Origin of the sequence: Nitrospirillum karajorum (assembly GCF_036348415.1) — a bacterium.
Classification (GTDB): domain Bacteria; phylum Pseudomonadota; class Alphaproteobacteria; order Azospirillales; family Azospirillaceae; genus Nitrospirillum; species Nitrospirillum amazonense_B.
On sequence record NZ_JAZBQB010000004.1, the window covers coordinates 625,230 to 648,261 of the forward strand.

Genomic DNA, 23,032 nt, shown 5'->3' on the forward strand with positions numbered 1-23,032 from the left:
GCCAGCGCCTGCTACATCACGTGGGGGGACGTGACCTCAAGGTCGACGGCAAGTTCCGCCAAATTCCTTTTGGGATCTATGAATTGTCGCAGTCGCTCGACATAATCCGCGTCCAGATGGTCGGCCATGGCAGCAAGGGCCAACTTGATTGCTTGGCACGCAGTTTCATATTGCTGTCGCGCCTCTCCTAGACGCAAAACTTGGCCAGCTACGGTCGCGGCCTCAAGCTTTAGCGCCGCCTCCCTGGAATCAAGCTCCGCCGCCTTGTCCCTGTTATCTGCTTCCCGGTCGAGCAAGTTCTGGGCGCTCCTCAACACCTCAGCTAGCCGCTCTGCACGAGCTTTCGTGGCAGCCCAGTCTGAGCGGCTCAGCCGGTTGCGCCGTGGACCGAGCCTGGTCATGCCCATCGGCAAGCTTACGTCTTTGTAGTAGGAGTCCTGGAACGCCCGCATTGCTATGGTATAGGCCCGATTCGCGCGCCGGGTGGCCGCCTTCCAGTCGTTCCCCTCCGCCCGCGCCTGGGCCAAGACCAAAGTCTTCGCTGCCTTCCCGGGGTGGCACTTATCTGCCTCCATGCCGTCGTCGGCGCGAGGGAGTAAATACATGTGAAGATGAGGTTGTTTTTCATCTCCATGAATCACAACCGTATACAAGTCCAAATTATTGTTCTCCCCCCAGTGCTTGGCCCAATCGATAGAACTCTTAATCCATTCGCATAATATATTTTCGTCAATTACAGACATTGGCGTTGGGTGGCTGCAAATCACTGAAACCATAATTCGACTATCCCGCCGAATCTTGCGTCCTCTAATGAGTTCTGCATCATCGACTCTCTTGGTTAACTCACCTCTGAGTTCATCGAGTGTATGGAATAAAACTTCCGGTGAGATGGGGTTGACCACATGGCTGCTGTGACTTGGCTCCCGCGCGGCCTCGCGTATTATCTCATCAATCGGTCGAGTGGCATCCTTCCCCGCCAATTTGGATCGAACCCGTGCGTGGGTTTCAAGATGGATGAATTGGGGGCCCGACATCTTCACCTCCTCTAGTCATGCTGGGACCAGAGTAGGGGCAAAGTGAGGGAACGGCCGCAAACAAACCGCATCGAGCGATCGCCGCTAGGGATAAAGCGAGATGTCGCTGGCTGCGGAGCGAGAGGTCGGGAGTGAATTTATAGTCGGTCAATATGGATTCACTTCAAGGAGCGGAAAGTGCTGAGAGTTTGTTTGACAACTCTATGGGTGTGCGAGGCGTCTGAAGATCAGGCTGGACATGGCAATCAGGATCATGCCCTTGGAGACGTGGATGCGGCGTTCGTAATCACGAACGAGGCGGCGCCATCTGGTCATCCACCCGAAGGTTCGCTCGACAACCCACCGACGGGGAAGAACCTTGAAGCCCGGCTCTTTATCGATGCGCCGCACGACTTCCACCGTGAAATCCAGCCAAGCGGCTTTGTCCATCAACTGGGTCCGGTCATAGGCGCCATCGGCGAACAGATGCTTCATCCAAGGCCAGCGTTTTCTGATGCCGTCGAGGATCAATTGCGCGCCGGCTGAATCCGAAAGATCGGCGGGCGTCAGATTGATCGCCAGCAAGCGGCCGTCGGTGTCCACCGCTATGTGGCGCTTGCGGCCCTTTGTCTTCTTGCCGGCGTCATACCCTTGCTCGGTGGCCGTCGGCGCCTTGACGGTCTGACTGTCGACAACCCCGGCGCTCGGGCTGGCTTCCCGGCCAACACGCTCTCGGTCTAACATCACCGCGATATCGTGGATCGTCTGAAACAAAAACCGTCGTGCGAACTGACGGAACCACCAATAAACGGTCTGCCAAGGCGGAGAGCTCGACGGCAGAAGACGCCAGCCGCAGCCTGAACGTACCAAATAACTGAACCGCCCCGAGTTTGCCGGAGGCTCTACCCATATGAGAGGATGGAGCTATGGACGAGCATCGCAAACAGAAGTCGTTTTCGCCTGAGCTGCGGGAACGTGCGGTCCGTATGGTACAGGACCATCGGGGCGACTACGCATCGGAATGGGCAGCGATCGTGTCGATCGCCGGCAAGATCGGCTGCACGCCGGAGACGCTTCGTCGATGGCTGCGGCAGTCTGCCGGAGCTGTCACGGCACCAGACGGCATGAGCGCCGAGATGCGCGAGCGGCTGAAGGCCCTGGAGCGGGAGAACCGGGAGCTGCGGCAGGCCAATGAGATTCTACGCAAGGCATCGGCGTATTTTGCCCAGGCGGAGCTCGACCGCCGGTTCAAGCCATGATCCGGTTCATCGCTGATCACCGGGACGTTTATGGCGTCGAGCCGATCTGCAAGGTGCTGCCGATCGCGCCATCCACGTGGTACGCGCACGAGGCTGTCCGCCGGGACCCGACCCGCGCATCGGCGCGGGTGCGGCGGGATCGTGTGCTGAGCGGCCAGATCCGCCAAGTCTTCGACGACAACTTCCAGGTCTATGGCGCCCGCAAAGTGTGGCGCCAGCTCAAGCGCGACGGCGTGTCCGTGGCGCGCTGCACGGTCGAACGGCTGATGCGGATCAATGGCTTGGCGGGAGCGGTCCGCGGCAAGCCGGTGAAGACCACGATTAGCGACAAAGCCACGCCCTGCCCACAGGACCGGGTGAACCGCCAGTTCCAGGCCTCCAAGCCGAATGCCTTGTGGGTGTCGGACTTCACCTACGTGGCGACCTGGGGTGGCTTCGTCTATGTCGCCTTCGTCATCGACACTTTCGCCCGACGCATCGTCGGCTGGCGAGTGTCGCGCACGGCGACGGCCGGCTTCGTCATCGACGCGCTGGAGCAAGCACTCCACGACCGCCGCCCGATCCCCGGCAGCGGCCTGGTCCACCACAGCGACCGTGGGGTCCAATATGTGTCTATTCGCTACAGCGAGCGCCTGGTCCAGGCCGGGCTCGAATCGTCGGTCGGCAGTGTCGGTGATAGTTACGACAATGCCTTGGCCGAAACCATCAATGGCCTCTACAAGACCGAAGTGATCCATCGCCGAGGGCCTTGGCAAACCTTGGAAGCCGTCGAGTTCGCCACCCTGGAATGGGTCGACTGGTTCAACCACCGCCGTTTGCTGGCCCCCATCGGGAATATCCCGCCAGCCGAGGCCGAGGCGCGCTACTATGCCACCGCCGACAACCAAACCTTGGCGGCATGACTCACAACAGTCAGCCTCCGGCAAACTCGGGGCGGTTCAGTCCCTCTCTCCGTACCCCTCCGCGGAGGGCCGCCTTCCATCCGTGATGCCACTGGCTGATGCTGGCAGGAGATCAGGCGTGTGAGGGTGGGAAGTGTCCACGACCGGGATAATGGACACGATGGGCGGCAAGCGCCGGCGTCGGACGTGGAGTGAAGCGCTGAAGCGTGAGATCGTGGCGGCGTCGTTCGAGCCTGGCGCATCGGCTTCGGTTGTCGCGCGTCGTTACGACGTGAACACCAACCAGCTGTTCATCTGGCGGCGGCAGTATGGCGACGGTCTGCTGGTCCCGACGTGTGAGGACGGCCCCGCGTTGCTGCCGGTGACGATCACGGACGTGCGAAGCGCGGAGAAGAGGTCGGCACCGGCGGATGCTGGGCGGATCGAGATCGAGTTGCCGAACGGCTACCGCCTTCGGGTTGAGGCCACGGTTGATGGCAAGGCGCTCCGCTGTGTGCTTGATGTTCTGGAGCGGCGATGATCCCGGTGCCGTCGGGGGTGCGGGTCTGGCTGGCGGTGGGCCGGACGGACATGCGGCGCGGGATGACCGGCCTGGCCCTGCAGGTGCAGGAGGCGCTGGGCCGTGATCCGCACGCGGGTGACCTTTACGTCTTCCGGGGCGGCCGGGGCGACCTGATCAAGATCCTGTGGCATGACGGCCTGGGCATGTCGCTTTACGCGAAGCGGCTGGAGAATGGGCGCTTCCTGTGGCCGTCACCGGCCGACGGCGTGGTGGGGATATCGGCGGCGCAGCTGGCCTATCTGCTCGACGGCATCGACTGGCGCAACCCCCGGCACACCTGGCGGCCGACCAGTGCCGGATAGGGTCGACCGGCGCCACTTTCCAGGAGCGGCGGGGGCGGATTCATGATTCACTCGGGGTCATGGACACGGATCATGCTCCCTTGCCGGACGACATCGAGGCGCTGAAAGCAGCACTGGTGCTGGCGCGCGCGAGGGCGCTGGAGGCGGCGGCGGAACTGGCGGTGGCGCGGGCGCGGGCGTCGGAAGACCTGGCCCTGATCGCGCACCAGAAGCTGCGGATCGCCCAGCTGGAACGTCAGGTTTATGGCCAGCGCTCCGAACGGTCGGCGCGGCTGGTCGATCAGCTGGCCCTGCAGTTCGAGGAACTGGAGGCCAGCGCCACCGAGGACGAGCTGGCGGCGGAGACCGCCGTCGCCAAGACCACAAGCGTGGCGGGCTTTACCCGCAAGCATGCCGAACGCGCCACCTTCCCCGACCACCTGCCGCGTGAGCGGGTGGTGATCGATCCGCCGACAGCCTGTGGCTGTTGCGGCGGCACGCGGCTGCGCAAGCTGGGCGAGGACGTGACCCGGACGCTGGAAGTGATCCCGCGCCAGTGGAAGGTGGTCGAGACGGTGCGGGAGAAGTTCAGCTGCCGGGACTGCGAGAAGGTGAGCCAGGCCCCCGCCCCCTTCCATGCCATTCCCCGGGGATGGGCGGGCCCCGGCCTGCTGGCGATGATCCTGTTCGAGAAGTTCGGCCAGCACCAGCCGCTGAACCGGCAGGCCGAGCGCTATGCGCTGGAAGGCGCGCCGGTCAGCCTGTCGACCATGGCCGACGCCGTGGGAGCGAGCTGTGCCGCGCTGGAGCCGCTGCTGCGGCGGGTCGAGGCCCATGTGATGGCGGCGGAGCGCCTGCATGGCGACGATACGACCGTGCCGGTCCTGGCCAAGGGCAAGACCGACACCGGGCGCTGCTGGGTCTATGTCCGTGACGACCGGCCATTCGGCGGGACGGCGCCGCCGGCGGCGCTGTTCCATTACTCGCGCGACCGCAAGGGCGAGCATCCGCAGGGCCACCTGGCCGGATATGCCGGGCTGTTCCAGGCCGACGCCTTCGACGGCTATCGCGCGCTATACGTGGCCGAGCGAAGTCCCGGTCCGGTCCGGGAGGCGGGATGCTGGGTGCATGCCCGGCGGCCGTTCTTCGCCATGGCCGATCTTGAGGAGAACGCCCGGCGCCAGGCCGCGGGCAAGAAGACGATCGCGCTCTCCCCCATCGCCATCGAGGTGGTGCGCCGCATCGACGCCCTGTTCGACATCGAGCGGCCGATCAATGGCAAGAGTGCGGAGGAACGCCGGGCGGTCCGCCAGGAATTGAGCAAACCGCTGGTCGAGAACCTGCGGGCCTACCCGCATGAGCAGCGCGCCAAGCTGTCCCGTGGCCACGACCTTGCCAAGGCCATCGACTATGTCCTGAAGCGGTGGGCTGCCTTCACCCTGTTCCTGGACGACGGCCGCGTCTGCCTGTCGAACAATGCCGCCGAACGCGCCTTGCGCGGCATTGCTCTGGGGCGGAAGTCATGGATGTTCTGTGGCTCCGACCGTGGCGGCCAGCGCGCCGCCGCCCTGTACAGCCTGATCGTCACCGCCAAGATGAACGGCGTCGATCCACAGGCCTGGCTGGCCGACGTCTTCGCCCGGATCGCCGCACACCCAGCTCACAGGCTCGACGACCTGCTGCCGTGGCGCTGGACACCCAAGGCGGCGGCGACGCCCGCAGTGGCGGCCTGACGGTGCAGGTCAACAAGGTCCATCACGTCCAGACCATCACCCGCGTTGCCCAGTTGCTCGGCGAGGACGAGGACTGGCTATGGGACGTCGCTTCCGAAATGGACCAGGAAGACGGATTGATCTGGGTCTACGGCCCGGGTGAAGAGACCATCATGGCCTTCACCGACTTCGGCATCAAGACGCTTACCGACCTGGTCCAGATCCACAAGGACAATCCCGGACTGCTCAAGCGATGGATCGCGCCCGAATAGCCAGCCTGCGGCCTACGCCGCATGCTTACCTCTCTCCATTGGCAGAGAGCAAAACCCGAGCTTAACGTTATGTCCACTTTCCTGGGACCAGCTCATACTCTTCCTGGTCCTCCAACCCAAAGCAAAATGGCCCTGATCGGCTCCAATTGAGCCGATCAGGGCCATTCTTCACAGACGGCCATATGATTCCGCCGATACTGACGACGGATGGTATTAGTCCACATAACTATGAGGTTGATCCAGGTCTTCGCAAACCGAATGATTCACAAGTGACTGATATCACTCAATTTACTTATAGGCCGGACTTTAAGAGCTTTCCCCTGATGACGCGAACCAAGTCACCTACACATTGCAATCCGTCGATCTCGCGACTGCTCAGCGTGATGCCAAACTTTTCCTCAATGCAGAGGATGATTTCGACCTGCTTGTAACTGTCCCAACCATCGACGTCTTTGGCCGACAGAGTCGGCGATAGGATGATATCGTCCCGGAAGAATACGTCGGAAAATACCGATGAAAGTAAAATATAGACCTTGTTCTCATCCATAACTCACCTGCCTAGCTTCAATGAACGTCTCGACGGGAACGAAGGAATCTAGTTCGAGCACTGCAAGGCTTACGCCGTTTGGCTCCTCAACTGTGACCTCAAAGCCGAGATTACGGTAATGATCGGCGACCATGCTATTCTTCACTGTCGGTATATATTCACCAATGAGCCGTTTAGCGCCAAGTCCAATGGCGAGATCGGCAACAACATTGAGAGTCGCTCTTTCCACGCCCCGACCCAATACACGGCAACTCATCAGCCAGGTATCGATCCTGACATCCAGGTCGTTCTTGCAGCCAATGATCACCGAAATGATGCCGTTGTCGCCAAAGCTATCAATCAGCCGGAGCTGGATGCCAAAGTATCGCGGATCGTTCAGCATACGCTGAACCTCATCCTCGCTATATCGGCGCGTCGTCAAATTGAACTGGTTCGTCTTGTTGATCAACTGCACCGAACGCTGAAGGTTGACAATGTCGATCTGACCCCAGAGCAGCTTCATATTTAGGCTGCGCAGATAGGCTCCCACATCAGTAGTGCTGGCCTTAATCGCCTCGCGCTCGGTATTGGCCCGATAGAGCTGGCTGCGCGCCCGGTCTTCTTCCGTGATAGTTACGGCTTCGAAATACCCGGCGTCGGCGAGCAACTGCGGCATGTCAGCAGGATCATTAGCGAACTCTGGAACCGCTACCATCGGCAGCTCCCGGCGAACCAGTTCCCGCTCGAATGGATTGTCGTCAACGAAGACAATTGAGTCGATACCGATGTTCAAAATAGTGGCTATGTCGCGAATGTTGTGGGCCTTGTCATTCCAATTAGCCCGGAACACGACAATATGTTCCGATTTGAGCACCATCTCAGGATGGCGCTCGAACGGCTCGCGGGCATTCTTTTCATCATTCTTAGAGCACACTGCCAGGATAATCCCACGCCGGCTCAATTCGAGAAGGTATTGCTGAAAGGCGACAAAGCCCTCACCGGAGCCGCTTCCCTGACCAAGGACAATACCACCGATTCCATCGTCGCCGATGACTCCACCCCACAGCGTGTTGTCGAGGTCCAATACCGCGCATTTGCTCGATAGGCCACGCCGAGCCGTTACGAGCCGGCAGACCAGATCGCCATATTTCGGCGCCGCCGTCGGCACAACATCCTGTTTGGTTCTGTGCCAATTCGCCCGGTTATGCCAAGCAGCCAAGCCATCCAATTCGACATATCGGTCAACCGCTACCAGATCGATGCCTTCTTCGCGCGCGGCAGCGTACAGCAAGCCGTTCAGCTCCGTGATCATGCGGCGCCGTGATCCAGGTAAGCATTGTTCGTTTTGGCCCAGTACCTCAGTTAACGAATTGATGACCCCCTGCTGGAACACGACACAGCCGAACCGGGCCCGTGCCACAGTCCATAATTCCCGTAGTTGCTCGACGGTCTCCCGCAGGACCCGATTGGCTTCCTCGCCATTGAGCGCCGCGGATATGCCGCGGGTCAGATGGACGGCATCGAAGGCAAACAGAACATGGGTGGGGCGAAATGCCGCTAGGTCGGAATTTGGGTCCATTAGCGCCTGAACATAGAGACCATAATCTGTCTCATAGGTCTCGATCCACAGCTTGCGCCGCAATCCCGCCACCCGAATCGCCGCGTGGAGATGGCCAGTGGTGCAGGACGCTAAGATAGCCAGGCGAATAGGCTGCCCTAAAGCGTTCTTCGGATGGTTCCCCCCGACAGCCATGCGCACGCGCTGGTCAAGCGCATTGGTCATAGTGAAGTTCAGGCGGCCATTGGCCAGTCGAACCCCAGCATCAAAGGCGTCCGTAGGGTCGGTAGGCAATTCCATAACCTGCCTACGCCAGTCGGCAATCTCGGGAAGCCAATATAGGTCGGTCTGCGGAGGCATGGCCTGGATGTCCATTGGTTTTAGTTTGAAAAATTCACTGGACTGATGAGCATGACCATTACTCATTAATAACATGTAGATTTCTGGCGACGATACCAAATCCCTCTGCTCAGGGGAACCACAGTCACCATGAGCGAGTCTACGCTGACCCTGCTGGGTCTGTCACCCGTTTCCAGCATGTTCAAGGGCGTTCAAGCCATCCTGGTCGCCAGCGTATAGACACCTCGCAGAGCCCTGCTTGAGGGCGAGTTTCTGATAAAATCGGTTCGTCCTGTGTCGCTGATGTCAGGAGACCGCGCGGAACGGCACCCAGAGCAAGTCCAATCCGGGGCTAAACAGCCGACGGTGGATACCAATCCCAGTGTGACAATTTGTCCAAAGTAGACGCGCCCAGCTCGACGTAATCCGAATCCGTTAGATCGAATTCACAGCTAGCGAGTCGCCTGTGAAGAATGGCCCTGATTGGCTCAATTGGACCTGATCAGGGCCATTTTGCTTTGAGTTTGGAGGAGCAGGAAGAGGGCCAGCCAAAGGTCTTTGAACCACCTGATGAGGAGGTGGAAGTTGAAGCCAGCGGGTAAGCGTCGTCCGAGGGCTGCCTTGTAGGAAGGTGGGCTGCGTGTTGAAAGCTATGTGTCGGCGGCGCCCCCCGGTGTGGCCGGTGTAGCATTGTGGCAAGCAGTGTGGTTTGCACCGTGGCAGTCCAACGTATCGAAGTCATCACCGATGCCGGCGGGCGGCGCGCCTATTCAGCCGAAGAGAAGATCCGTCTGGTCGGCGAGGCCCGTGGCGGTCGTGGTGCCGTCGCGGCGGTGGCGCGCCGCAATGGGGTGTGCAGCAGCCTGATCTACCGTTGGCGCCGGCAGATCAAGAACGGCGAACTCTCCTTGGTGGCGTCACCCTTCGTGCCGGTACACTTGGTTGAAGCATCGCCATCAGCCGGTATCGTGTCGCCCACCGTGGTGTCTTCCTTGCCGCCGGCGCCTTTGGCCGAAGGCCGATCCGCCCTGGTCGAGGTGGTGCTGAGCAACGGCCGCGTGCTGCGTGTCGGCGAGGATATCGCCCCCGCCACGCTGCGGCGGCTGGTCGATGCGCTGGACGGCGCGTGATCACGGTTCCCGCCGGTGTGCGGATTTACCTGGCGATGGGCGCCACCGACATGCGCAAGGGCATGGACGGTCTAGCCATGCTGGCCCAGGAGGTCCTGAAGCAGGACCCGTTCGCCGGTCACCTGTTCGTCTTCCGTGGCCGGCAAGGTCACCTGGTGAAGGTCCTATACTGGGACGGCCAGGGTTATTGCCTGTTCGCGAAACGCCTGGAGAAGGGCCGCTTTGTGTGGCCGATCAGCCGTGAGGGGGTGGCGGCTCTCACTCCGGCCCAACTGGGGATGCTGCTTGAGGGCATGGACTGGCGTGCCCCGCAGCGAACCTAGCGGCCGGAGACGGCGGGGTGAGTCTGGGCTGCCACGCTGGTTGAGGATCAGCGCCGTGACGATGATCGGTCCTCCTCCAGAGGCTGCGGGTCCGGTAGAATCGGCCCCATGTCCACGATGGCCGATCCACTGCCCAATGACGTCGAAGCGCTGCGCGCGGTCATCGCCGCGCAGGCGGCGGAGTTGGCGGCCGAGCGCCGGTGCCGCGAGGCCAGCGAGGCTGAACTGGCGGCCGCCAAGGCGGGCCTGGTGGCCAAGGCGCTGGAGGTGGAGAAGCTCAAGGTCCAACTCGCCCGCCTGCGGCGGATGCAGTTCGGCTCCTCCTCGGAGAAGATCGCCCGCGAGATCGAGCAGCTTGAACTGTCGCTGGAGGACCTGGAGTCGACGGCCGCCGCCGAAGGGGCGTTGGCCGGCCCCGATGCGTTGCCGACGGCATCGTCGGAGGGCCTACCTGAGGGCCGCGCCAAGGCCGCCGCCATCACGTCACCCTGGTCCAATGGCCAAACCGAAGGCCAGATCACCAAGCTCAAACTCGTCAAACGCCAAATGTATGGCCGCGGGAAGCTTGACCTACTCCAGGCCCGCGTCATCGGTGCCGAATGATCTGCCCATCATCAAGTTTGCGTCAGAGCCCTTATTCCATGCCGATTCACAAACGACTATCCCGGTGTCATCCATTCCCGCAGCAGCCCACTGTCGCCGCTACACGTTGTGCTAGCTTCACAGTAAAGCTGGGACTGTCAGGTCATTACTCTCTCAGCACAAACCGCGTCATGCGTCATACGTTGGAAGCGCCTGCGGAGCCCTTTCGGGCATCCGCAGGGATCGTGCAGGCTCACTGCAATCCGCCGATGGGGACGAGGACCGCGATGGCGGTTCCATCAGCCGCCGCATCCAGCGACGCCAACTGCTGCATCAGGTCACCCAAGCGCATGGACCGCCGCGCCTTCCTGGCGGCCCGCTTCGCCCCCCTCACCCACTGCGTCACATGAGCTCCCGTGGCGCCGGCGGCGGCGGCGATGGCCGCCACCTGGAACAGGTCGGCACCGGGCAGGTCCGTCGCCAGGTGGTGCCGGAAGATGCCGATCAGCGCCGCCGTGTCCGGTACCGGGATGGCAATCAACCGTTCCAGGCGGCCGGGCCGCAGCAGGGCCGGTTCCACCACCTCGGGCATGTTGGTGGCCCCGACGACGATCACTCCCGGCCGACCGGCCACGCCGTCCAAGTGCTCCAGCAAGGCGTTGACGATCTGGCGCTGATAAATGCTGTTGTACCCGTTGGCGTTGGCCGTGCGGCTGGTGAAGCCGTCGATCTCATCAATGAACAGAATACAGGGGCTGGCCTCGGTGGCCTCGGCGAAGGTGGCGTTCATGGCCTTCAGCATCTCACCCTGGTGCCCTGCCGCCTGCCAACTGGCGTGGGAGCCGAGGATCAAGGGCACGCCGCAGCTGCGCGCCAGGGCCGCCGCGAACGTGGTCTTGCCCGTACCCGGCGGGCCGGCCAGCACGACTCCGTGCTCCACCGCATCCCACCCGATCCGGCCCGCGCGGTAGTCGGCCAGGTCCTCGGCCAACTGACGCCCCCAGGTCACCGCCTCATCCATTCCCGCCAGTTGGTCCAGCGTCGGCCCCGCTGGAAGTCCTTGAACCTCAAGTGCCGGCGGCGCTTCGGTGGCCGCCTGCATCCGCCGTTGAAAATTCGTCCGCGTGGCAAGGGACTTACGGACCGCGGCCAGCCAATCGTCGGCTGTGATCCCGTCGTACCACCCCAGTGCCAAGTCGCCGGGGACCACTTGGTCAGCGACCGGGTCCGGTAGCAGTTCCCAGGAAAAACTGGGCCACTGTCCCGTCCGGTCGTCGACGAATTGCATGACCTGCAGGTTCGTCGGCCCCGGCAGCCGGGCCTGCCCGCGCCTCGGCAAGCACCAGAACTCGAGGGGTAGGTCGTCGGCTGAGAAAGCCACCCCGACCACGCTTCGTCCCCGCTGCCAGGCGTCCGTCACCACAGCACCTGCGGTATCCCACGAAAGGGGGCCGGGGCTTTCCGGCACCATCCACGGGTCGTCGGTGTGGTCGACAGTGTCGTCGGCCGTCCGATTGTTCAGCAGGTGGCGGAGGGCCGCCCGCACCGGCTGAAGCCAATCAGCACTCGGTACCAGCAGCAACGCGGCGGTCTGGGCATCGGGGATGACCTGGTGGTCGCCGCTCTGGGTGCCGCCCAGTTGCAGGTCCATGTCCGTGCCTAGGATCGTGTCCAGGATCATCTGACGGGCGAACTCTACGTCGACGGGCAGGACGGGGTAGGTGGGGGCCGCATCGAGCAAACGCTCCACATCGGCGAGGGTGAGGCAGTCAAGATTGTCCATGTTTCAGAACTCCTGTTGCAAGCCATAGAGGTCGAAAGAGGGGTTGTGGTCGTGAATGTCGCTGCAATGGCCGCGGGGATTGGCCCACAGGGGCGTCCGGCCGATGGCCAGGTTGGGCGGCGGGTCGTGGATGTGGCCATAGCACCAGGCGTCCGGCTGGTACCGCTCCACCAGCCAGTCCAAGTGACTGGCGTAGGCGCAGGACCATCGGTCCCGCTGCGCCCACGCCGGCAGGCACCGGGCGGATGGAGCGTGGTGAGTGACCACGATGGTGGGGCCGTTGTGAGGGGCGGCCAGCCGGCCTTCCAACCAATCCACCGACTGGTGGTGGAGGGTGGCCGTGTCCAGGGGACGCAGGCGGCGGTAGCCGCCCCCGGCCACCCGGATCTGCCGATAGTCCCGCATGTGGGGGCTGTAGGCGTCGCCGACCAACATCGCGGCATCGGCCCTGACCAGGCGGTCGTCGGCACCGGCGAACAGTCGGACGTCGGTCCAGAGGGTACAACCCAGGAACCGGACGCCGTGGACGATGGCCTCGTCCCGTTCCAGCAAGGTTACGCCCTGCCCGGCCAGCCTGGTCCGCAGCCTATCCATGCCGTCATCAATGCTGGTGCCGAAGACGTCATGGTTCCCGGCGACGGCTAGCACATGGTCGCAGCCGAACACAGCCCTGGCGTCGTGCCAGGGCAGGCCACGGGCCTTGACGTTCAAATCACCGGCCAGGACGACGATGTCGGCCTGCAGGTCGGTGGGTGGTGTCCAGGGGGCGGAATCGAGGTGGAGGTCAGAAAAAAGGGCAACACGGACCATGATGGGGCTCCGGAACTGGCCTGGGACAGTGCCCAGGCCAGCGAAGCCCAGGCGCGCTTAAGCCGTGGCTATGGCCACCGGCGGACGTTTGGTTTTGGCGCGCATGGTCATGATGATTTTCCTTTATCCGGCGGTCAGAGTGGGATCGGGATACCGCCCTGAGCCTTGAACTCGGTAGCGGCCAGGCAATAGTTGAAGTCGGCGAGGAGGGCCGGCAGTAGCAGGAGGCCAAACCCCAGGATGGGGATAGTCAGGACGCCGAAAACAACGAAGAACGTGACGAAGAGAATGGACCTCTTGAGGTAGTACAGGTCGCCGGAGGGTGTCCTGATCGCTCGGATCTGTCGGCCACTCAGCCAGTTTCCGTTCCAATAAATGGTCGTATCGCCTTGGGCGTGGACGTTGAGGAAGCTATCCAGCGATTCCGCGATATGAATGTTGTTCAGGACGGTGTCGCCGATCTTCACCACGGAATACTTGCTGAACTTTCCTGCAACGATGCCATTGCCAAGAAGGCTGAGTCTTCCAGTCACTGATCTCATGATGCACCTACGTCTGTTGGGGCGCGCGGCGGCCGAACCGGACGGGCTTTCAAGCCACAAATCCAGGTGGGCCGCCGGCTGGGGCCGGGGGCTGGGAATACGGCAGCCGCCTTGGCGACTGCCTAGCCTTTGGCTTTGACGTAGGGGATGGAACCGAGCATCGGGACCTCGAGAGTCAGGTCGTTCTTGGTGCGGTGGGCGGTGATGCTGTGACCATCGGCTGTGACGATGAACCAGGTGTCGCCATCGTGCTTGTAGCTCACCGGGACGGCAGGAAAGCCGTTGCTGGGGACCATGGCACCCGCGGTGAACTCGACTGTTTCACCGAAGATGGCCGCCTCCTGCTGCTCTTTCGTAGCCGCCTTGGACATCTCCCATTTGCCCAGCACCGGGTTGTTGTCGCCGCAGGCGGTCAGCAGCAGGCCGACGCTGGCGATCACGGTGAGACGGGCGGTGGTGCGGAGGAAGGCGGCCATGATGGGTGATTCCGCGTGAGGGGAGAGGGAGGCTAGGGGTGCTACCGATACGCGAAGCAAAATAGGGCAATTCGTCCTTTTATGCCAGAACGCCCTATCCGCTGTCTATAGGCAGTGGAGTGGAAAATGGGGAACAAGGACCGATTTTCGGAATCCTACCGGCGGATCGTGGAGGGGCTGATCGCGGCCAGGAAATCCAAGAAACTGACGCAAGGGGACGTGGCCGCCCGCATGGGAACAGACCAGTCGCAGGTGTCGAAGCTGGAGCGGGGGGAGAGGCGGGTCGACGTCATCGACTACGTCCGCTATTGCCGCGCCGTGGGACTGGCCCCAGGCGTGTTGCTGGACGCGATGGACAGCGAGGGCGATTAGCGCCTCATGACGACCGGGGTTTTATGCCGATGGCGGCCGGGAGGGTAATAAGGGCGGTCATGATAGGGCCTGTTCTCTGGGCTCTGTCGGGCTTACAAAACCACATTATCCTATAATGGGATAATCCGCAAGTGGGATTATCGAAAAAATCGGCCTCCGCAATCCGCCGGTTTTCATGCCCAAGTCCCTTCGTTCGCCCCAGCAACAGCAACTGCAAAGGCTGCTCATCGAATTGCGCAAGGCTAAGGGCCTGACGCAGACCGAGGTGGCGACCCGACTGCGCCGCCCTCAGTCTTTCGTTGCGAAATACGAGGGAGGCGAGCGGAGGCTGGACGTTGTGGAATTCATTGAAGTGGCTCAGGCGCTGGATGCGGATGCCTGCTGGGTGCTGGGTGAATTGATCCAGCGGTCGCCAGTCACGACGGACTGAACCGGTTGGGAAACCGGACAATCAGGCCGCTACGAAGGTAGTCCGTGGTTAAGCATGGCTCTGACCAGCTCAATTGGAGCTGATCAGGGCCATTTTGCTTTGGAATTTGAGGACAAATGTATTCGTTCGCGCCGAAGGGGAAGCAAGCTCAAGTCGACGTGCAACACGTCATCCTTCCCGCGCGATCAAGTGCAGAAATGACCCCGCCACGTTGCCCCGTCGGCTGCCCAAGGGGCCCAAGTCGGTGCTGTCGGCGGCCTCTGCGGTCAGCAGGGGCGCATCGGCGCCGGGGTTCAGGACGCTGGCGTAATGGAACTCATGGCCGCGAAAGCGACTGCTGGCGGGGCCCAGGGCCATGTCGGCCAAGGTGGTGATGCGGCGATAGCCCAGGTGCAGCTTGCGCTTGGCGAAGCTGGTCTGGACGGACAGCAGGCCCAGCATCTCATGCGCTTGGCCATCCGCATCCACCAGCACCTCGCCCAAAGTCATATAGCCGCCGCACTCCCCGAAGATGGCCGCTCCTCGGGCCCCCAGCGTGCGCATGCCGGCCTTGAAGGTTTGCGCCGCCGCCAGCCGGCCGGCGTGCAGCTCGGGGTAGCCGCCGGGCAGCACCACGGCATCGACCTCGGCATCGGGCGCCTGGTCGGCCAGGGGGAGAACGGCACAATTTCCGCCCCCGCCGCGCGCCAGCCAGCCAAGACATGGGGATAGGCGAAGCTGAAGGCAGCGTCGCGGGCCAGGGCGATGCGCTGGCCTGGCGGCGGCAAGGCGGCCACGGCCGTGGTGATGCTCGGCGCGTAGGACACGGCCAGGGCCGCTAGGCGATCCAGGTCCACATGCTCCGCCACCCAGGCGCCCAGGGCGGCCAGCCGTTCGGTCAGTGCCTCGGTCTCGGAGGCCTGCACCAGGCCCAGGTGGCGCTCCGGCAAGGCATGGCCGGGGGTGCGTGGCAGGGCGCCCAGCACGGGTATGCCCAGCGCCAGGATGGCGCCCTCGATCAGGTTGCGGTGGCGGGGGCTGGCAATGTTGTTCAGCACCACGCCGGCCACGCGCACGTCGTCACGGTAGGTGGCGAAGCCCTTCACCACCGCCGCCACCGACTGCGACGCCCCGCGCCCGTCCACCACCAGCACCACGGGCCAGCCGGTGCGGGCGGCAATGTCGGCGGTGGCGCCGTTGCCCCAGGCGCCCACCCGCGCCACGCCATCGAACAGGCCCATCAGGGCCTCGCAGATCAACAGCTCCCCGCTGCTCGACGCCTGGGCCGCCAGGCTGTCGACCAAGGCTGGCGGCATAGCCCAGCTGTCCAGGTTCAGGCTGGGGTGGCCGCACGCGGCGGCGTGGAAGGCCGGGTCGATGTAATCGGGGCCGGACTTGGCGGCGCGCACGTCGATCCCGCGCGCGCGGAAGGCCGCCAGCAGGCCCAGGGTCAGGGTGGTTTTGCCCGAGCCCGAGGCGGGGGAGGCGATGATCAGCCCCGGCGCTACGCGATCAATCATCAGATGGGCCCCCCAGCCAGTCCAGGGTGCCGCGCAGGGCCGCGATGGCGCCGATGACGATGATGGCCGGCGGCGCCAGGCCGCTGTCCGCCAGGTCACGGGCGCAGTTGGCCAGCGTGCTGGTCAGCACCTTCTGCCGGGGGGTGGTGGCGTCGCAGATCACGGCCACAGCGGTTTCCGGTTCCAGGCCGCCCGCCATCAGGGCCAGGGCGATGTCCCCCAGACCGCGCCAGGCCATGTACAGGATCAGCGGCGCCTTGGTCGCGGCCAGGGCCGCCCAGTCCGCCCCGTCGCTGGCCGAATGGCCGGTGGCCAGGATCACCGCCTGGTTGGCGGTGCGATGGGTGGCGGGAATGCCGGCATAGGCGGGCCCCGCCAGGCCGGCGGTGACGCCCGGCACCACGCGGAAGGGCACACCGGCGGTCACGAGGGCCAGCGCCTCCTCACCCCCCCGGCCGAAGACGAAGGGGTCCCCCGCCTTCAGGCGCAGCACGCGCAGGCCCTGGCGCCCCAGTTCCACCAGGCGCAGGCTGATATCCTCTTGCGCCGGGGAGGGCCGTCCGCCGCGCTTGCCGGCGAACTCCCTCACCGCGCCGGGGTTGGCGAAATCCAGGATGCGCTCATCCACCAGCGCGTCGTAGACGATATGGTCGGCCTGGCGTAGAGCATGCAGGGCCAGCAGCGTCAGCAGGCCGGGGTCGCCCGGTCCGGCACCCACCAGCCAGACGCTGCCGGGCTGGAACACGGGAAGGGCAAGGGGCGGCAGGGTCGGGTCAGTCATGGATGGAAACGGCGATAGCGATGCGGAAGGAACGGTGGGGCGCGACCTGCGCCCCGGCTGGACCACCGGCGCCTGCGCCACGGCGGCGGCGGCGGCGGCCACGGCCGCCCTGTTCGGCTGCGACTTCCCGGATCCGGTGACCATCACCCTGCCCGGCGGGCAACAGCCAGCCTTCGCCCTGGCCGTGACGGCCAGGGGGGACGGCTGGGCCGAGGCGGGCGTGATCAAGGACGCGGGCGATGATCCGGACGTGACCCATGGCGCTCTGGTGCGGGCCCGGGTCCGGGTGGGGGTGGACGGGGGTGGGGTCGTCTTTCGCGCGGGTCCCGGCGTCGGCACCGTGACCCTGCCGGGCCTGCCCCTGCCGGTCGGCGAACCCGCCATCAACCCCGTGCCCCGCGCCATGATCCGCGCGGCGGTGACGGCGGCGGCCCAGGCCGCTGGCCGGGCCGTTGGGGACCTGGGCCCCGACCTGGTGGTGGAAATCGGCATCGACAATGGGGAGGCGCTGGCGCGGCGCACCCTGAACGGCCGCCTGGGCATCGTCGGCGGCCTGTCGGTGCTGGGCACCACCGGCATCGTCGTGCCCTATTCCTGCGGTGCCTGGATCGCCAGCATCCACCGGGGCGTGGACGTGGCCCGAGCGGCCGGCCTGCCCCACGTTGCCGCCTGCACCGGCCGCACGTCGGAGGCGACGGTGGCCCGGCATTATGGCTTGTCCGGACAGGCCCTGCTGGACATGGGCGATTTCGCCGGCGGCACGCTCAAGTACCTGCGCCGTCATCCCGTGCCGCGCCTGACCATCGCCGGCGGCTTCGCCAAGCTGGGCAAGCTGGCCCGGGGCCTGATGGACCTTCATTCCAAGCGCCACGCGGTTGATTTGGGCTGGCTGGCCGGCGTGCTGGCCGATCTCGGCGCCGATGCCGACCTGCTGGCCCAGGCGCGGGGCGCCAATACCGCTCTGCAGGTGCTGCACTTGGCCGATGCCGCCGGCTTGGCCGTGGCAGACCGGGTGGCGACGATGGCGCGGGACGTGGCGGTGGGGGTGTTGGGGGATGCGCCCATCTCCGTCGACGTCCTGGTCATTGACCGCCAGGGCGGCATCATCGGTCAGGCTGGCGGCTTGGCGGGCACTCACTCCCCCCTCCCGCGATAGCGCCGCTGATACCCGGCATCATACAGGGCGCTGGCGCGGAAATCCTCCGTCCCCAGTGTCCGGCCCACCAGGATCAAGGCGGTACGGTCGATGGGATTGGCGGCCACCTGGACGCCGATGTCGGCCAGGGTGCCGCGCAGCACACGTTCCTCGGGCCAGGAGGCGCGGTAGACCACCGCCGCCGGGCACTTGGCGCCGTACAGCGGGGCCAGACGCGCCACGACCTGGTCGATGACATGGATGGACAGGTGGATGGCCAGCGTGGCGCCGGACTGGCCCAGTACCTCCAACGTCTCATTGGCCGGCATGGCCGATGCCCGGCCGCTGGTGCGGGTGATGACCAGGGTCTGGCTGACCTCCGGCAGGGTCAATTCCCGGCCCAGGGCGGCGGCGGCGGCGGCGAAGGCCGGCACACCGGGCGTGATGGTGTAGGGGATGCCCAGGTCCTTCAGGGCGCGCGCCTGTTCGCCCAGAGCGCTGTAGACCGACAGGTCGCCGGAATGCAGGCGGGCCACGTCCTGGCCGGCGGCGTGGGCCGCCTGGAACTCTGCCACGATTTCCTCCAGCGACAGTGGGGCCGTGTCGACGATGCGGGCGTCCGCCGGGGCATGGGCCAGCACGGCGGCCGGCACCAGCGACCCGGCGTAGAGGCAGACGGGGCAGCGGGCGATTAGGTCGCGGCCGCGCAGGGTCAGCAGGTCGGGCGCGCCGGGGCCGGCGCCGATGAAATGCACGGTCATGGGAGAATGCCTTCGGAACAGGCTACGGCGCAGGTGCTGGCCGGCCCCTGGATGCGGGGCAGGACCAAGCGGGCCCGTGGGTTGCCGGGGGCGCCGCAGGCGACCAGGGCTGCCGCCTCCGCCACCGGGGGTAGGCCGTGGCCGGGTGCCGCGCTGGGGGTGAGGGTGGTCACGGTTTGCAGGGCGATGGGGTCCAGGCCCGCCAGGGGCACCTTCAGCAGGGCCGCCGCCTGGACCAACGCCGGCTCCGTCGCCTTGCCGGCCAGGGTGCAGAGCACCAGGCCTTCCGGCGGTGCGCTCCAGTCCAGGTGCCTGAACGCCTGGGCCAAGAGATCCTGGATCTCCGCGGCGTCGACATCCTGGCGACAGCCCATGCCGATGGCCCAGGGGGCGGGAAGACGGGGGGTGGGTAGGGCGGTCATGATGGCTTGTCCGCGCGCCACAGGGTGACGGGCATCAGGGGCCGCCAGCCGCGGAAATTCCCCAGGGGCACCGCGCGCTCCACCGACAGCCGCGTCAGCGACCCGCCCAGCGTGGTGTGCCATTGGGAAAGTGCAGCCTCCGTCTCCAGGGTCACCGCCGTGGCCACCAGCCGGCCGCCGGGGCGCAGCGCCTGCCAGCACGCCTCCACCACGCCGGCACCGGTCAGGCCGCCGCCGATGAAAATGGCATCCGGCCGGGGCAGGTCCGCCAGCGCGTCCGGCGCTGCGCCCTCGCGCACGGACAGGCCGGGCACGCCAAAGCTCAGGGCGTTGGCGCGGATGGAATCCGTGCGGTCAGTCCGGCTTTCCACCGCCACGGCGCGGTTGGCGGGATCGGCCAGCAACCATTCGATGGCGATGGAGCCTGACCCGGCGCCCACGTCCCACAGAATCTCCCCCGGCCCGGCGCCAGGTGGGACAGGACCACGGCCCGCACCTCGCGCTTGGTGATCTTGCCGTCGTGCTGGAACCAGTCGTCGTGCAGGCCGGGGCCGCGCGGCAGCACCCGGGCGCCGGGGGTGATGGCGCAGGTCAGCGCGATGGTGTTCAGGTCCTGGACGTCGCCGTCCTGCCATTCCTCGGCGGCGGCGGCGCTGATCCGCTCGCGCGGGCCGCCCATGGCCTCAAGCACTGTCAGGGTGCTGGGCCCAAAGCCGCGCTGGCGTAGCAGGGCCGCCAGCTTGGCCGGCGTGGTGCCGTCCCAGCTCAGCAGCAGCAACCGCGACCCGGGGAATAGGTGGGGGATGACGGTTTCCAACGGACGGCCGTGCAGTGACAGGCAGGCCACCTCCTGCAATGCCCAGCCCAGTCGGGATGCCGCCAGGGTGAAGGCGCCAGACGCCGGGAACGCCCGCGTCTCCTTGGCCGGCACCAGGCGGGCCAGCGTGGCGCCGATGCCGAACCAGTGCGGGTCGCCGCTGGCCAGCACCGTCACCTTTTGCCCGCGCCGGGCCAGCAGGGCGGGGAAGGCGTCGCTGAGCGGGCTGGGCCAGGCCAGACGCTCCTGCCCCGTCGCCTCCGGCACCAGGGCCAGGTGGCGAACGCCGCCAACCACCAGCGCGGCCTCGGTCACGGCGGCACGGGCGGGGGGCGCCAGGCCCTCCCAGCCATCCTCGCCAATGCCCACGATGGTCAGCCAGGGGGCGGGGGTGCTAGTCATGGCGGGCACACGGTGGGGAAGGTGGGCTGATGCGGGTACTGGTCCTGGGCGGCACGACGGAGGCGCGGCAGCTGGCGGGGCTGCTGGCGGGCGACGCCCGTTTCCAGGCCACCCTGTCGCTGGCCGGCCGCACACAGGTGCCGGCGCCGCAGCCGCTGCCCACCCGCGTCGGCGGCTTCGGCGGTGCGCAGGGCTTGGTGGATTATCTGAGGGCAGAAAGCGTCCAAGCGGTGATCGATGCGACCCATCCTTTCGCCGACCGGATCAGCGCCAATGCCGAAGCGGCCTGCGCCACCGCCGGTGTGCCCTTGGCCGTGCTGACCCGCCGGTCGTGGACGGCCAGGGAGGGCGATGACTGGCGCCTGGTAAGGACAATGGATGCGGCGGCCGGGGCGCTGACCGATCTGCCCGATACCGTCTTCCTGACCGTTGGCCGGCAGGAATTGGAGCCCTTCCTGGACCTGGACCGGCGATTCCTGGTGCGCGTGGTGGACTCGCCGGACATCCTGCCGGCTGGCGCCGTCGTGGTCCTGGACCGTGGGCCTTACACGCTGGACAGTGAAATAGCCCTCATGCGCGCCCACGGCGTCGGTACCCTGGTGACGAAGAACAGTGGCGGCGATGCCACGGCGGCCAAGCTGGACGCCGCACGGGCCTTGGGCCTGCCCGTGGTCATGGTCGACCGGCCGCCGGCGGGAACGGCACCCCGCTTTTACGCCGCGTCCGACGCTATGGCCTGGCTGGCGGCTCACCTGTCCCCCACCGCCGCATAGCTGCGCGGCGTGTAGACCCAGACATCGCCGTCCCCGCCCTTGGGCAGCAGCCGGGTCTGGCTGGACCCGATCAGCACCAGGGTGCGCATGTCGGCCGTGGCGGGGTCGCAGTCGGCCAGGGTGGTGATGGTCACGTCTTCGTCGTGCCGGCCCACGGCGCGGGCCAACACCACCGGCGTGGCCGGGTCCTTGAGCGTGCGCAGGGTGTCCAGGGCGGCCCCCAACTGCCAGGGCCGCGCCTTGGAGATGGGGTTGTAAAGGGCGATGACTAAATCGCCCTCCGCCGCCAGGCGCAGGCGCTTCAGCACCAGATCCCACGGTTTCAGGTTGTCCGACAGGGACAGCACGCAAAAATCATGGCCCAGGGGGGCACCCACGCGCGCGGCGGCGGCCAGCATGGCGGAAACGCCGGGGCAGACCCGCACCGGCACCTCGGCCCAGGCGGGGTCGCCACCGGACTCCAGCGCCTCGAACAGGGCGGACGCCATGGCGAAGACGCCGGGATCGCCGCCCGATACCAGGGCCACCCGGCGGCCCGACACCGCCAGGTCCAGCGCAAGGCGCGCCCGCGACAGCTCCACTCGGTTGTCGGAGCCGTGGCGGCGGTGAAAGGCGCTGTGGGGGATACGGTCGAGATAGGGGCCATACCCCACCAGGTCGGTGGCATGCGCCAGCACGTCCGCCACCTCCGGCGTCAGCCACCGGTCGGGGCCGGGGCCCAGGCCGATGACGGTCAGGCTGCCCATGGGGGTGCCGGTCATTCCGCCACTCCCTGGGCCGCGACCTCCGGCGTCGCTGCCTGGATCGCCGCCTGGCGTGCTGTCAGCACGTCGCCGCGCTTGCCCTGGCCGGGGATCAGGATCATGGCGAAGTAGGGGGCGACGTCCGGCGCCTGGGCCAGGGGGTGAACCCGCTGGGTCTCGGTCGTGCCGCGCTCCACGTACCAGGCGCGGGCGGTCAGGCCCAGGCTCTCGATCACGCGGCGTACCTTGGGCAGGTTGCTGCCCAGCTTCATCACCGCCGCCGCGTCTGCCCGCGACAGGGCCTCGGCCAGCGCCGCCTCCCCAAGGGTGCCGGGGATGACGGACAGCACGTCGTCGCGGATGGTCAGCGGGATGGGCAATTGCGCGGCGCAGCCCAGCAGCGAAGGCACACCCGGCACCACCTCCACAGTGAAGCGGGGGGCCAGGCGTAGATGCAGATGCATATAGGACCCGTAGAAGAACGGGTCCCCCTCGTTCAGCACCGCCACCGACTGGCCCGCCGCCAGCAGGGAGGCCAGACGCTCGGCGGACTCGTCGAAAAAGCCTTCGATGGCGGCGGCATAGGCCGGGCTGTCGGGCGGCAGTTCGGTGGTGACGGGATAGACCATAGGCACCTCGTGCTGGGTGCCGTCCAGGTGGCTGGCCACGATACGCCGCGCCTGGCCAGGCCCGCCGCGTTTGGCGAAATACGCGACCACCGGGCAGGAGCGCAGCAGGCGTACCGCCTTCAGGGTCATCAGTTCCGGGTCACCGGGGCCGGTGCCAATGCCGTAAAGCGTGCCAGGGGTGATGGGGGACATGGGCTC

Annotated in this window: 25 protein-coding genes, 3 pseudogenes and 1 other annotated feature; of the genes and pseudogenes, 12 read left to right on the top strand and 16 right to left on the bottom strand. The window is 65.7% G+C overall.

Annotation, left to right across the window (positions count from 1 at the left end; translation table 11 throughout):
* Positions 1 to 11: 11 nt before the first annotated feature.
* Both UCD39_RS28200 and UCD39_RS28205 read right to left on the bottom strand, forming a co-directional pair.
* On the bottom strand, positions 12 to 1,034 hold the full coding sequence (locus UCD39_RS28200; RefSeq protein ID WP_330498918.1) for a plasmid recombination protein: 1,023 nt from the start codon (positions 1,032 to 1,034) through the stop codon (positions 12 to 14).
* A gap of 201 nt (positions 1,035 to 1,235) precedes the next feature.
* Positions 1,236 to 1,886 (bottom strand): annotated as a pseudogene (locus tag UCD39_RS28205) (IS5 family transposase); the annotation flags it as partial.
* A gap of 53 nt (positions 1,887 to 1,939) precedes the next feature.
* On the opposite strand from UCD39_RS28205, the gene UCD39_RS28210 reads away from it, so the two are divergent.
* From UCD39_RS28210 to UCD39_RS28230, 5 genes are all read left to right on the top strand, one after another.
* A protein-coding gene (locus UCD39_RS28210; protein WP_330498919.1) for an IS3 family transposase occupies positions 1,940 to 3,174 on the top strand; the annotation gives its coding sequence in 2 pieces (ribosomal slippage) (positions 1,940 to 2,234 and positions 2,234 to 3,174; 1,236 coding nt in all).
* Positions 2,227 to 2,343 (top strand) — a sequence feature (AL1L pseudoknot). Its footprint overlaps the gene before it by 117 nt.
* 151 nt (positions 3,175 to 3,325) lie before the next feature.
* Positions 3,326 to 3,694 carry an IS66-like element accessory protein TnpA gene (gene tnpA, locus UCD39_RS28215; protein WP_330498920.1) on the top strand — a complete coding sequence of 123 codons (369 nt, stop codon included), beginning with the start codon at positions 3,326 to 3,328 and terminating at the stop codon, positions 3,692 to 3,694.
* Positions 3,691 to 4,038 (top strand): IS66 family insertion sequence element accessory protein TnpB, encoded by a 348-nt coding sequence (gene tnpB, locus UCD39_RS28220; RefSeq protein WP_330498921.1) that lies wholly within the window; start codon positions 3,691 to 3,693, stop codon positions 4,036 to 4,038. The genes tnpA (UCD39_RS28215) and tnpB (UCD39_RS28220) overlap by 4 nt, the downstream gene beginning before the upstream one ends.
* Before the next feature lie 59 nt (positions 4,039 to 4,097).
* On the top strand, positions 4,098 to 5,750 hold the full coding sequence (gene tnpC / locus UCD39_RS28225; protein ID WP_330498922.1) for an IS66 family transposase: 1,653 nt from the start codon (positions 4,098 to 4,100) through the stop codon (positions 5,748 to 5,750).
* Positions 5,702 to 6,001, top strand: a complete 300-nt coding sequence (locus UCD39_RS28230) for a hypothetical protein (RefSeq protein WP_330498923.1) — start codon at positions 5,702 to 5,704, stop codon at positions 5,999 to 6,001. Before tnpC ends, UCD39_RS28230 begins: the two co-directional genes overlap by 49 nt.
* 292 nt (positions 6,002 to 6,293) lie before the next feature.
* Here the strand turns inward: UCD39_RS28230 and UCD39_RS28235 are convergent, their stop codons facing one another.
* Entirely contained in the window at positions 6,294 to 6,548 is a 255-nt protein-coding gene (locus UCD39_RS28235) for an acyl carrier protein (protein ID WP_330498924.1), read from the bottom strand.
* Positions 6,541 to 8,511, bottom strand: coding sequence for an HAD-IIIC family phosphatase (locus UCD39_RS28240; RefSeq protein WP_330498925.1), 1,971 nt, complete (start codon positions 8,509 to 8,511; stop codon positions 6,541 to 6,543). The genes UCD39_RS28235 and UCD39_RS28240 overlap by 8 nt, the downstream gene beginning before the upstream one ends.
* Before the next feature lie 629 nt (positions 8,512 to 9,140).
* Here UCD39_RS28240 and tnpA (UCD39_RS28245) point away from each other — a divergent pair.
* From tnpA (UCD39_RS28245) to UCD39_RS28700, 3 genes are all read left to right on the top strand, one after another.
* A complete protein-coding gene (gene tnpA, locus UCD39_RS28245) occupies positions 9,141 to 9,554 on the top strand; it encodes an IS66-like element accessory protein TnpA (protein WP_330498926.1) in 414 nt (137 codons plus the stop codon).
* Complete coding sequence (gene tnpB / locus UCD39_RS28250; protein WP_330498927.1) at positions 9,551 to 9,877, top strand: IS66 family insertion sequence element accessory protein TnpB; 327 nt, start codon at positions 9,551 to 9,553, stop codon at positions 9,875 to 9,877. The genes tnpA (UCD39_RS28245) and tnpB (UCD39_RS28250) overlap by 4 nt, the downstream gene beginning before the upstream one ends.
* 108 nt (positions 9,878 to 9,985) lie before the next feature.
* Complete coding sequence (locus UCD39_RS28700) at positions 9,986 to 10,480, top strand: IS66 family transposase (protein ID WP_442943723.1); 495 nt, start codon at positions 9,986 to 9,988, stop codon at positions 10,478 to 10,480.
* A 232-nt stretch (positions 10,481 to 10,712) separates the two neighbouring features.
* On the opposite strand, the gene UCD39_RS28260 is transcribed toward UCD39_RS28700, so the two are convergent.
* The 4 genes from UCD39_RS28260 to UCD39_RS28275 all read right to left on the bottom strand — a co-directional run bounded on the left by UCD39_RS28260 (position 10,713) and on the right by UCD39_RS28275 (position 14,070).
* The gene (locus UCD39_RS28260; RefSeq protein WP_330498928.1) at positions 10,713 to 12,242 is read right to left on the bottom strand and encodes an AAA family ATPase; all 1,530 of its coding nucleotides are present in this window, start codon (positions 12,240 to 12,242) and stop codon (positions 10,713 to 10,715) included.
* A gap of 3 nt (positions 12,243 to 12,245) precedes the next feature.
* Positions 12,246 to 13,052, bottom strand: coding sequence for a metallophosphoesterase (locus UCD39_RS28265; protein WP_330498929.1), 807 nt, complete (start codon positions 13,050 to 13,052; stop codon positions 12,246 to 12,248).
* A 134-nt stretch (positions 13,053 to 13,186) separates the two neighbouring features.
* The gene (locus UCD39_RS28270; protein ID WP_330498930.1) at positions 13,187 to 13,585 is read right to left on the bottom strand and encodes a hypothetical protein; all 399 of its coding nucleotides are present in this window, start codon (positions 13,583 to 13,585) and stop codon (positions 13,187 to 13,189) included.
* Between the two features lie 131 nt (positions 13,586 to 13,716).
* Positions 13,717 to 14,070, bottom strand: coding sequence for a hypothetical protein (locus tag UCD39_RS28275; protein WP_330498931.1), 354 nt, complete (start codon positions 14,068 to 14,070; stop codon positions 13,717 to 13,719).
* Between the two features lie 126 nt (positions 14,071 to 14,196).
* Between UCD39_RS28275 and UCD39_RS28280 the strand changes: the two genes are divergently transcribed.
* Positions 14,197 to 14,442, top strand: coding sequence for a helix-turn-helix domain-containing protein (locus tag UCD39_RS28280; protein WP_330498932.1), 246 nt, complete (start codon positions 14,197 to 14,199; stop codon positions 14,440 to 14,442).
* A 175-nt stretch (positions 14,443 to 14,617) separates the two neighbouring features.
* Entirely contained in the window at positions 14,618 to 14,872 is a 255-nt protein-coding gene (locus UCD39_RS28285; RefSeq protein WP_330498933.1) for a helix-turn-helix domain-containing protein, read from the top strand.
* A 168-nt stretch (positions 14,873 to 15,040) separates the two neighbouring features.
* Here the strand turns inward: UCD39_RS28285 and UCD39_RS28705 are convergent, their stop codons facing one another.
* The 3 genes and pseudogenes from UCD39_RS28705 to cobA all read right to left on the bottom strand — a co-directional run bounded on the left by UCD39_RS28705 (position 15,041) and on the right by cobA (position 17,152).
* Entirely contained in the window at positions 15,041 to 15,487 is a 447-nt protein-coding gene (locus UCD39_RS28705; RefSeq protein WP_442943724.1) for a hypothetical protein, read from the bottom strand.
* 86 nt (positions 15,488 to 15,573) lie between these two features.
* Positions 15,574 to 16,371: pseudogene (locus tag UCD39_RS28710) on the bottom strand (cobyrinic acid a,c-diamide synthase CobB); the annotation flags it as partial.
* Positions 16,364 to 17,152: a uroporphyrinogen-III C-methyltransferase gene (gene cobA / locus UCD39_RS28295; protein ID WP_330498934.1), complete on the bottom strand. Its 789-nt coding sequence runs from the start codon at positions 17,150 to 17,152 to the stop codon at positions 16,364 to 16,366. The gene cobA and the pseudogene UCD39_RS28710, both read right to left, overlap by 8 nt.
* On the opposite strand from cobA, the gene UCD39_RS28300 reads away from it, so the two are divergent.
* The gene (locus tag UCD39_RS28300) at positions 17,151 to 18,308 is read left to right on the top strand and encodes a cobalt-precorrin-5B (C(1))-methyltransferase (protein ID WP_330498935.1); all 1,158 of its coding nucleotides are present in this window, start codon (positions 17,151 to 17,153) and stop codon (positions 18,306 to 18,308) included. The two genes, cobA and UCD39_RS28300, sit on opposite strands and share 2 nt — an antisense overlap.
* On the opposite strand, the gene cobM is transcribed toward UCD39_RS28300, so the two are convergent.
* The 3 genes and pseudogenes from cobM to cbiE all read right to left on the bottom strand — a co-directional run bounded on the left by cobM (position 18,287) and on the right by cbiE (position 20,689).
* A complete protein-coding gene (gene cobM / locus UCD39_RS28305; protein ID WP_330498936.1) occupies positions 18,287 to 19,048 on the bottom strand; it encodes a precorrin-4 C(11)-methyltransferase in 762 nt (253 codons plus the stop codon). The two genes, UCD39_RS28300 and cobM, sit on opposite strands and share 22 nt — an antisense overlap.
* Complete coding sequence (locus tag UCD39_RS28310; protein ID WP_330498937.1) at positions 19,045 to 19,470, bottom strand: cobalamin biosynthesis protein; 426 nt, start codon at positions 19,468 to 19,470, stop codon at positions 19,045 to 19,047. The genes cobM and UCD39_RS28310 overlap by 4 nt, the downstream gene beginning before the upstream one ends.
* Positions 19,467 to 20,689: pseudogene (gene cbiE, locus UCD39_RS28315) on the bottom strand (precorrin-6y C5,15-methyltransferase (decarboxylating) subunit CbiE). The gene UCD39_RS28310 and the pseudogene cbiE overlap by 4 nt, the downstream one beginning before the upstream one ends.
* A gap of 29 nt (positions 20,690 to 20,718) precedes the next feature.
* Here cbiE and UCD39_RS28320 point away from each other — a divergent pair.
* Positions 20,719 to 21,462: a cobalt-precorrin-6A reductase gene (locus tag UCD39_RS28320; RefSeq protein WP_330498938.1), complete on the top strand. Its 744-nt coding sequence runs from the start codon at positions 20,719 to 20,721 to the stop codon at positions 21,460 to 21,462.
* Here the strand turns inward: UCD39_RS28320 and cobJ are convergent.
* Positions 21,438 to 22,223: a precorrin-3B C(17)-methyltransferase gene (gene cobJ / locus UCD39_RS28325; protein WP_330498939.1), complete on the bottom strand. Its 786-nt coding sequence runs from the start codon at positions 22,221 to 22,223 to the stop codon at positions 21,438 to 21,440. The genes UCD39_RS28320 and cobJ overlap by 25 nt on opposite strands.
* Positions 22,220 to 23,026, bottom strand: a complete 807-nt coding sequence (locus UCD39_RS28330) for a precorrin-2 C(20)-methyltransferase (protein WP_330498940.1) — start codon at positions 23,024 to 23,026, stop codon at positions 22,220 to 22,222. Before UCD39_RS28330 ends, cobJ begins: the two co-directional genes overlap by 4 nt.
* Between the last annotated feature and the right edge of the window lie 6 nt (positions 23,027 to 23,032).

Bases quoted from the DNA above. Each gene is read 5' to 3' on its own strand.
- UCD39_RS28300 (WP_330498935.1), top strand. From the start codon at position 17,151: ATGGATGGAAACGGCGATAGCGATGCGGAAGGAACGGTGGGGCGCGAC.
- cobJ (WP_330498939.1), bottom strand. From the start codon at position 22,223: ATGACCGGCACCCCCATGGGCAGCCTGACCGTCATCGGCCTGGGCCCC.
- cobM (WP_330498936.1), bottom strand. From the start codon at position 19,048: ATGACCGTGCATTTCATCGGCGCCGGCCCCGGCGCGCCCGACCTGCTG.
- UCD39_RS28260 (WP_330498928.1), bottom strand. From the start codon at position 12,242: ATGGACAATCTTGACTGCCTCACCCTCGCCGATGTGGAGCGTTTGCTC.
- tnpA (WP_330498920.1), top strand. From the start codon at position 3,326: ATGGACACGATGGGCGGCAAGCGCCGGCGTCGGACGTGGAGTGAAGCG.
- UCD39_RS28280 (WP_330498932.1), top strand. From the start codon at position 14,197: ATGGGGAACAAGGACCGATTTTCGGAATCCTACCGGCGGATCGTGGAG.
- UCD39_RS28310 (WP_330498937.1), bottom strand. From the start codon at position 19,470: ATGACCGCCCTACCCACCCCCCGTCTTCCCGCCCCCTGGGCCATCGGC.
- UCD39_RS28330 (WP_330498940.1), bottom strand. From the start codon at position 23,026: ATGTCCCCCATCACCCCTGGCACGCTTTACGGCATTGGCACCGGCCCC.
- UCD39_RS28285 (WP_330498933.1), top strand. From the start codon at position 14,618: ATGCCCAAGTCCCTTCGTTCGCCCCAGCAACAGCAACTGCAAAGGCTG.
- tnpB (WP_330498921.1), top strand. From the start codon at position 3,691: ATGATCCCGGTGCCGTCGGGGGTGCGGGTCTGGCTGGCGGTGGGCCGG.
- cobA (WP_330498934.1), bottom strand. From the start codon at position 17,152: ATGACTGACCCGACCCTGCCGCCCCTTGCCCTTCCCGTGTTCCAGCCC.
- UCD39_RS28700 (WP_442943723.1), top strand. From the start codon at position 9,986: ATGTCCACGATGGCCGATCCACTGCCCAATGACGTCGAAGCGCTGCGC.
- tnpC (WP_330498922.1), top strand. From the start codon at position 4,098: ATGGACACGGATCATGCTCCCTTGCCGGACGACATCGAGGCGCTGAAA.
- UCD39_RS28240 (WP_330498925.1), bottom strand. From the start codon at position 8,511: ATGAGTAATGGTCATGCTCATCAGTCCAGTGAATTTTTCAAACTAAAA.
- UCD39_RS28235 (WP_330498924.1), bottom strand. From the start codon at position 6,548: ATGGATGAGAACAAGGTCTATATTTTACTTTCATCGGTATTTTCCGAC.
- UCD39_RS28320 (WP_330498938.1), top strand. From the start codon at position 20,719: ATGCGGGTACTGGTCCTGGGCGGCACGACGGAGGCGCGGCAGCTGGCG.
- UCD39_RS28265 (WP_330498929.1), bottom strand. From the start codon at position 13,052: ATGGTCCGTGTTGCCCTTTTTTCTGACCTCCACCTCGATTCCGCCCCC.
- UCD39_RS28275 (WP_330498931.1), bottom strand. From the start codon at position 14,070: ATGGCCGCCTTCCTCCGCACCACCGCCCGTCTCACCGTGATCGCCAGC.
- UCD39_RS28200 (WP_330498918.1), bottom strand. From the start codon at position 1,034: ATGTCGGGCCCCCAATTCATCCATCTTGAAACCCACGCACGGGTTCGA.